At 68.4% G+C, this 7,500-nt stretch carries 7 protein-coding genes (2 of these 7 running past the window's edge); 5 read left to right on the plus strand and 2 right to left on the minus strand.

Annotated features, from left to right (window positions below; translation table 11 throughout):
- Positions 1-821, minus strand: partial view of a pyruvate carboxyltransferase gene (locus B9A95_RS13600; protein WP_084047816.1) — the 5' portion only. Its footprint begins 490 nt before the window's first position; only the first 821 of its 1,311 coding nucleotides appear in the window; its start codon is at positions 819-821; the stop codon falls past the left edge of the window.
- Between the two features lie 70 nt (positions 822-891).
- On the opposite strand from B9A95_RS13600, the gene B9A95_RS13605 reads away from it, so the two are divergent.
- Positions 892-2,109, plus strand: a complete 1,218-nt coding sequence (locus B9A95_RS13605) for a citrate synthase family protein (RefSeq protein ID WP_084047817.1) — start codon at positions 892-894, stop codon at positions 2,107-2,109.
- 156 nt (positions 2,110-2,265) lie between these two features.
- Here B9A95_RS13605 and B9A95_RS13610 read toward each other — a convergent pair whose 3' ends face one another.
- Complete coding sequence (locus tag B9A95_RS13610; protein ID WP_084047818.1) at positions 2,266-3,456, minus strand: MFS transporter; 1,191 nt, start codon at positions 3,454-3,456, stop codon at positions 2,266-2,268.
- A gap of 68 nt (positions 3,457-3,524) precedes the next feature.
- Here B9A95_RS13610 and B9A95_RS13615 point away from each other — a divergent pair, with 68 nt between their 5' ends.
- The 4 genes in view from B9A95_RS13615 to B9A95_RS13630 are tightly spaced (at most 45 nt apart) and all read left to right on the plus strand, a layout consistent with a single transcriptional unit that may run on beyond the window.
- Complete coding sequence (locus B9A95_RS13615) at positions 3,525-4,565, plus strand: LacI family DNA-binding transcriptional regulator (protein ID WP_084047819.1); 1,041 nt, start codon at positions 3,525-3,527, stop codon at positions 4,563-4,565.
- Between the two features lie 45 nt (positions 4,566-4,610).
- On the plus strand, positions 4,611-5,603 hold the full coding sequence (gene galE, locus B9A95_RS13620; RefSeq protein ID WP_084047820.1) for a UDP-glucose 4-epimerase GalE: 993 nt from the start codon (positions 4,611-4,613) through the stop codon (positions 5,601-5,603).
- An 8-nt stretch (positions 5,604-5,611) separates the two neighbouring features.
- On the plus strand, positions 5,612-6,319 hold the full coding sequence (locus B9A95_RS13625) for a nucleotidyltransferase domain-containing protein (RefSeq protein WP_139806785.1): 708 nt from the start codon (positions 5,612-5,614) through the stop codon (positions 6,317-6,319).
- Positions 6,301-7,500, plus strand: partial view of a M20/M25/M40 family metallo-hydrolase gene (locus tag B9A95_RS13630; RefSeq protein WP_084047822.1) — the 5' portion only. Its footprint extends 144 nt past the window's final position; the window shows 1,200 of its 1,344 coding nt (coding positions 1-1,200); the start codon lies at positions 6,301-6,303; the stop codon falls past the right edge of the window. Before B9A95_RS13625 ends, B9A95_RS13630 begins: the two co-directional genes overlap by 19 nt.

Raw genomic sequence — 7,500 nt, forward strand, 5'->3', positions numbered from 1 at the left:
CATCCGGCCAGGACGGCGCTCAGGCAGTTTGCCACGACGAGGTGCGTGTCGTTGTGGGGATGAAACTCCAGCCGCTCGCCGGCAACACCCGCTGCGAGCAGTTCCCGAACCATACCTGGCACGCTGCGCGGCCACGCCGCGCCCTCCAGCGGCAATCCCACACCCATCGTGTCGCAGAGTCGGAACTTGGGGGCTTGGACGTCTGGGTAGGAGGCCGACAGTTCCTGCACCGCGGCCACAAAGGGCAGGATGAATTCCCGGGGTGCGCGGGTGGCATCTTCCAAGTGCAGCCGTGGGCGTAATCCAGCGTCCAGCACCACCTGCACCGCCTCCAGATACGTCCGCGCGGCTTGGGTACGGCCTCCGGGCGTGAACTTGTAGAAGGTGTGGTAGTCGCTCGCGCTCGCCAGCATGCCCGTTTCCCGAATCCCCAGACCTGCCACCAGTTCGGCGTCCCGGCGGGTGGCCCGAATCCACGTGGTGGGTTCCACGGGATGCCCGCTCCGCCAGCGCTCCAGCGCGCCCTCCAGCATGGCGCGATCTGCCGGACGGTAGACGAAGAATTCCGCTTGACGAATGGCGCCCGACTGCGCCGTGAACTCGCCCATCAGGTCATAGATCGTCAGGCCGTCCTCGGTGCTCAGGGGCAAGCCACCCTGTTGCCCGTCGCGGTGGGTGGTCTCGGTGGTCCAGGCCTGGGTGGGAAGAGAGGTGGGACGCTGACCTTCTTGCCATACCACCTGCGGAAAACCGGAGGGAGGAAACGCCCCAAGGAAGAGGTCAGGCTGGACCACAGCCTGAACGGCAGGAGTCGGAGTCATGCGGGTACGTTAGGCCTACCTATCAATGTCGTCAATCTTGATTAATGCGTCAATGTTAGAGTGGAGGGAGATGTCTTCTTCGCGAATGCTTACGGCGGCCGAGGCGACGGCCCTTCTGGGAGTCAAGCCCGCCACGTTGTACGCCTACGTTTCTCGTGGTCTGATTCGCAGCGAGGCGGGGCCGCCTGGAACGCGGGAGCGGCGCTATCATGCGGGCGATATTCAGGGTTTGCTGGAGCGTCAGGGCTTGCGCCGTGATCCACAACAGGCCGTGCGGCAGGCTGCCGAAGGAGCGCTGGACTGGGGCCTGCCTGTGCTGGAAAGTGTGTTGACCCAAATCTCGGACGGGCGTCTGTTCTACCGGGGACAAGACGCGGTGCGGCTCGCAGAGAGGAGCGCAGTGGAGGAGGTGGCTGCGCTGCTGTGGACCGGGGAGCCAGCGGGCTGGGCGCGGCTTTCCCTGCGCGCACGCCTCACCCGGATGCCGTCTGCAGAAGCGCAGACCCTGCTGGAGGCCCTGGGGGTGGCTCTGGTCCACGCGGGGGCGCATGACCTGATGGCCCAGGACGTGCGTCCAGAAGCCTTGCCTGCTCAGGCGGCGCGGGTCCTGAGTCTGCTGTACGCCGCTGCAGAACGTCAGGCCCGGGTTCTCCCTGCTCCAGACCTGCCCCTGCATGCCCGCCTCGCCCGGGCGTGGCGGTTGGGCGCTCCGGAAGACGATCTGCTGCGCCGGGCCCTGGTGCTGCTGGCAGACCACGAGCTCAATGTGAGCGCCTTTGCGGCCCGGGTGGCGGCGAGTGGCGGTGCGAGCCTGCACCACACCACCCTCGCCGCGCTCGCCGCCCTGCAAGGACGCTCGCATGGATTGGCCGGTGTGGCGGCGCATGACCTGTTGCAAAAGGCGATGGAGGGAGGGGCGGCCCAGGCCCTGCGGCAGGCGTTACAGGAGCGGGGCCATCCGCCGGGCTTCGGTCATCCCCTGTACGGTGAGGGCGACCCCCGGGCACGGGCGCTTCTGGGTGCCCTACAGCTGGCCCGGCCCGGAGCCCCAGTCCTGCGGGCCGTTCAGGACCTGACGCAACAGATGCGCGGTGAGACGGGCGAAGCCCCCAACGTGGACTTGGCGCTCGCCGCCCTGATGCACCTGCTGCGCCGCCCGGCAGAGGACGCCGCGGCCCTGTTCGCGCTGGGGCGCGCTCCCGGTTGGCTGGCACACGCCAGCGAGGCGCGCCTCAGCGGGCACATGATCCGTCCCCGGGCGAAGTACGTGGGGCCGGTTGTGGACTAGGTGGGGGAAGTCCAGGCGGAGTTCTACGGTTGGCGGGTCATCCGTTTCGTCCCCTGGGCTCTGCTCCGGTGATTCGGCGCCTCTCCGTCACCGTTTTTCCTGCTCGCTCCGCTCGGGTCAACCAGCGGTTGCACAGCGGACCAACCGGGATCCTTCTTATTTCTCTGAAGCGGGCGGGCGCAGCAGCGCGAACGTCTGGCCCCCCAGCAGCGCGACGAGCGCCGCACCGGCGAGTGCCAGTCCCAGCGCGGCCGGCAGCCCGACGATGCCCGCCAGAAAGCCGATAATGGGAGGCCCCAGCAAGAAGCCCGTGTACCCGATGGTGGCGACGCGGGCGATTCCCGGTCCCGCCAGCGCGTGACCCGCTGCCCCGTACAGCACCGGGACCACGTTGCTCAGGCCGAGGCCCGACAGGGCAAAGCCCAGAGTGGCGAGCAGAGGTTCGCGAACCAGCAGCGCCAGCGCCAGTCCCAGCGCCGTGACCACCGCCCCGCCACGCACGATGCCCTCGTCGCCCAGCCGTCCGCGCAGCCTGTCACCGAACCAGCGGCCGAGGGTCATGGTGGTCACGAACGCTGCGTAACCAATACCCGCCCGGCCCTCGGTCAGACCCAGCACGTCGCGGAAGTACAGGGCCGCCCAGTCGTAGTTCGCGCCCTCGGCCAGCATGCCCAGGAAGCACAGCGCCCCCAACAGCAAGACGGCCGGGCTCCAGGTGGAGGCCTGGGGTGCGCCGGGGACGGCTTCCTCCAGTGGCAGGTCTGGCAGCAGGAGGCGCCCGGCGAGCAGGCCCGCCAGCGTGGTTGCGGCCACCACCAATCCCACATGGGCCAGCATAGGCACGTTGCCCACCAGCAGGGTACCCAGCAGCGCGCCCAGCACGCCACCCAGGCTAAAAGAGGCGTGCAGGCGGCTCATGATCGGCTGTCCGATCCGGCGCTCCACCGTGACGCCCTGGGCGTTCATCGACACGTCTAGCGCGCCGTTGGCCGCTCCCAGCAGCGTCAAGGCCACCACCAGGGTGATGAGATTCGGCGCCAGAAAGGGCAGCAGCAGCGTGAGCATGCACGCCACTGCGCACACCCGGGTGACCCGGTGGCTGCCGAAGCGTGCCGTCCAGCCTCCCGTCAGCGGCATGGTCACCAGGCTCCCCAGACCGATGGCGAGGACAGCCAGCCCCACCTCTGCCGCGTTCAGGTGGAGGCGGTCACGTACCCCTGGAATGTTGACCGCCCAGGTGGCAAAGAGGGTCCCGTTGCACAGAAAGATCAGCGCGAGGGCGCGGCGAGCCGTTTCCATATGTGGAGTGGACAGGGCAGGCACGGTCGAAGAGGGCGCGTTCGTCATGGGTCTCCAGAAGGCTGGGAGCAGACTGAATCGTTTCAGATTGCCTTACTTCACGCTAGCATTCGGACATGTCGCCCGCCAAGTCGCCGCACCGCTCTTCGGCCCGCCGCGTGACCCTGCGCGATGTGGCTGCCCGCGTGGGCGTCTCTTCCGCCACGGTCAGCAACGCCTACAACCGCCCGGACCAGCTCTCGCCCGAGTTGCGGACGCGGGTGCTGAGAGCAGCGCAGGAGCTGGGCTACGGCGGTCCCGATCCTCTGGCGCGCAGCCTGCGCCGGGGCCGCAGCGGTGTGATCGGCGTGGTGTACGACAGCCCGTTGCACTTTGCGTTTGCTGATCCGGCGGCCAGCCTCTTTCTGGGGGGGGTGGCGCGCGCCCTGCAGCGAGACGGGCTAAACCTGCTGCTGCTTGCCGGAGGTCATGGGCCCAAGGGGGACCCGGTGGCCGGGGCCAGTGTGGACGGCCTGCTGTTTTACGCCTCTCCGCTGGCGCAGGAGATGCTCGCGGCCCTGCGCGCCCGCCAGCTCCCCGCCGTGCTGGTGGACCAGGCTCCACTGCCGGGGGTGCCATTTGTAGGAATTGAGGACGAGGCCGGAGCCCTCGCCGCTGCCCGGCACCTGAGGGAACTGGGACACCGGGAACTGGGGGTACTCGCGCTGCCCCTTTCTAAAGGGGGGGTGCCCAACGTTCATATGCGCGCCCGGCTGGAGGGTTACCACCAGGCCCTGGCGGGGACAGGGGCCCAGCTGCACGTGTGCGAGTCGCCCAACACGCACGAGGCGGGCGAGGAGCGCACCCACAAACTCCTGGGGGACCATCCGGGCATCACGGCCCTGCTGTGCATGAGTGACGTGCTGGCGCAGGGGGCGTTGCGGGCGGCCGCCGGGCTGGGTCGCTGGGTGCCCGGGGACCTGAGCGTCGTAGGCTACGACGACATTCCGGGCAGCGCGTCCCTGAACCTTACCACTGTCCATCAGCCCACCGCCGAGAAGGGCCGCGCGGCTGGGCAGGCCATGCAGGCCCTGCTGGCGGGTGAGATCCCAGCGAACGTCGTGCTGCCCACCCGGCTGATTGTGCGTGGCTCAACGGCAGCGGTGGGTAAAAGTTAGGCGCGCCCGCTGGCCTGCTCACCCACATCCTTTACCCTGGGCTCCATGAAACTGATGGTGGTGGGTGGGGCCGGGTATATCGGATCTCATACGGTACGGCAATTGCGGGCCGCTGGGCACAGCGTTGTGGTGTTCGACAACCTTTCCAGCGGACACGCACAGGCGCTGCCGGAGGGCGTAACGCTGGTGCAAGCAGACCTGCTCGACGCCGCAAGCGTGAAGGCGGCCCTGGAAGCCCACCAGCCCGACGCTGTGGTTCATTTCGCCGCGTTGATCGAGGTAGGCGAGAGCATGCGCGCGCCGGGCCGCTACTACCGCAACAACGTGGTGGGCAGCCTGAACCTGCTGCAAAGCGTCGTGGAGACCCGCAAGATTCCGCTGGTCTTTTCCTCCACCGCTGCTGTGTACGGCACCACCGACGCCGTGCCGATCCCCGAGGATGCGCCCATGCACCCCGAGAGCGTGTACGGCGAGACCAAGCTGATGACCGAGAACATGATCCACGCCTTCCACGTGGCGCACGGTTTGCCCTACATCATTCTGCGCTACTTCAACGTCAGTGGCGCGGCTCCCGGCGGCGACATCGGCGAGGCGCACCCCAACAAGACGCATCTGATCGAGCTGGCGTGCCTGACGGCCCTCGGCCAGCGCGAGAAGATGATGATCTTCGGTGAGGACTATCCCACCCCGGATGGCACCTGCATCCGCGACTACATCCACGTGCAGGACCTCGCCGACGCGCATGTGCTCGCCGTGGAGGCGCTCGCCTCGGGGCGGCAGGAGGCGGGCACCTACAACGTCGGTCTGGGTCACGGTTTTTCCGTGCGCGAGGTGCTCGACGCGGTGGACGCCGTGACGGGGAGGCCCCTGACCCGCGAGATCGCGCCGCGCCGCGCTGGTGACCCGCCGCGTCTGGTGGCCGACGCCCACCGCATCGTGCAGGAGCTGGGGTTCAACCCCCAGTTCACAGATCTGAAGGAGATCGTCCGGACGGCCTGGGAGTGGCACCGCTCGCATCCGCACGGCTTCGATCAGTAGGGGTTTGTTTGCCTGACCTCCACTCGGTTGAGCACCCGGTTCATCGCCGGCTTCTGGCGCACGAACTCGCAAGGGCGGAAGAAGCCGGAGCGCTGGGCGTCATGCTGTGCGGTTCAGTCGCGCGGGGCACAGCCTGGCCCACGTCCGATCTCGACTTGCGGCTGTACTGGCGAGAAGCGCGGCCCTTTGAGGTGGAGGAGCGGGAGGGCGTCTTGATTGAGCGCCACGGGCACACACTGGAACGGGCCCGGGGGCAGGTGGAGCAGGGCGGCAGCAGGCTCTATGCCTGGGCCGAGGGACGGATGCTTCACGATCCCACGGGCCAGCTGACCCGGCTGCAGACGCAGGCGGTGGAACGGTTGAGCGCGTACCAAACCCCCCCAGCCGAGGCCCGCGCTCTGGCCCACTGGCTGCGTTCCACCCTGGTGAAGTTGGCGGGGGCGGGGGAGAGGCAAGCCGCCTTCCTCATTCAGGCAAACACGTGGAAGCTGGCCGAGGCGCTGTGCGCGGTCAACCACCGTCCCATTCCCCCGGTGACGCTGATGTGGGAGACGCTGCCTGACCTCCCCCTCCAGCCTGAGGGAGACTGGCCCGGCCCACTGCTGCTGGGCGACACCGGGCAGCGGCGGGAGGCATTCGCGTTCGTCGTTTGCTGGGTTCTCCCCCACCTAACAGCCCCAGCCCTTACCCTGTCTCCATGGCACAACCTGACCTGACGGCCCACATTGAGCGCGGCCTCTCGGACCTGAGGGACCTCGTGGCCCTGGAAAGTGTCTCAGCGCAGGGGCGGATGCTGCCCGAGACGGCGGCCTTCGTGACCCGGCTGCTGGTGGCCGAGGGCTTCACGGTTCGCTCGTACCCCGGTCAGGTGGCCCCCGTACTGGTGGCCGAGGCGGGCGAGGGCTCCGCCACCCTGCTGATCTACAACCACTACGACGTGCAGCCCGAAGACCCCCTGGAACTGTGGCAGAGTCCACCTTTCGTCCTAACCGAGCGCGAGGGGCGGCTCTACGGGCGCGGCGCGTCGGACGACAAGGGCGAACTGGCCTCCCGCCTGGCAGCCATCCGTGCCGTACGGGAACGGAATGGCGGCACGTTACCCCTGCGCGTCCGTTGGCTGATCGAGGGGGAGGAAGAGGTGGGCAGCCCCAGCCTGGAGCGCTTCGTGGAAGAACACGCGGAGGAACTGCGGGCCGACGGCTGCTGGTGGGAATTCGGCTCTATCGATCCTGAGGGGCGGCCGGTGCTGTACCTGGGCCTCAAGGGCGTGATGTGCGTGGAACTGCGTTGCCGGGTGGCCGCCTCGGACCTGCACAGCAGCCTGGGGGCGGTGGTGGACAATCCGCTGTACCGCCTTGCCCGCGCGGTGGCCTCGTTGCGCGACGACGCCGGAGGGCTGACCATTCCCGGCTTCTACGACGATGTGCGTCCCCCTTCGGAGGCGGACCTCGCCGCCGTGGCACAACTGCCCGGCGACGGTCAGCCCCTGCGCGACACCTACGGCGTGACCCGGACCCTCGCCACGAGCAGGGCTTACCACGAGCGGCTTAACCTCCAGCCCGTCCTCAACGTGAATGGCTGGGGCGGCGGCTACGAGGGCGAGGGCAGCAAGACGGTGCTTCCGGCCCACGGCTTCGTCAAACTCGACTTCCGCCTCGTGCCCGATCAGGACCCGGCCCGCGTCCTGGAACTGCTGCGCGCCCATCTGGATGCCCAGGGCCTCACCGATGTGGAAGTCGTCGAACTCGAAGCCCACCAAAAGCCCGCGCGGGCCGACGCCGCCCATCCTTTCGTTCAGGCCTGTATGGCGGCAGCGGCAGCGGCACACGGCGCAGAGCCCATCGTGAATCCCTCCAGCGGGGGCAGCGGCCCCATGTACCCCTTCCAGGCCTGCTTG

It is taken from the genome of Deinococcus hopiensis KR-140 (assembly GCF_900176165.1).
Taxonomy (GTDB): Bacteria; Deinococcota; Deinococci; order Deinococcales; family Deinococcaceae; genus Deinococcus; species Deinococcus hopiensis.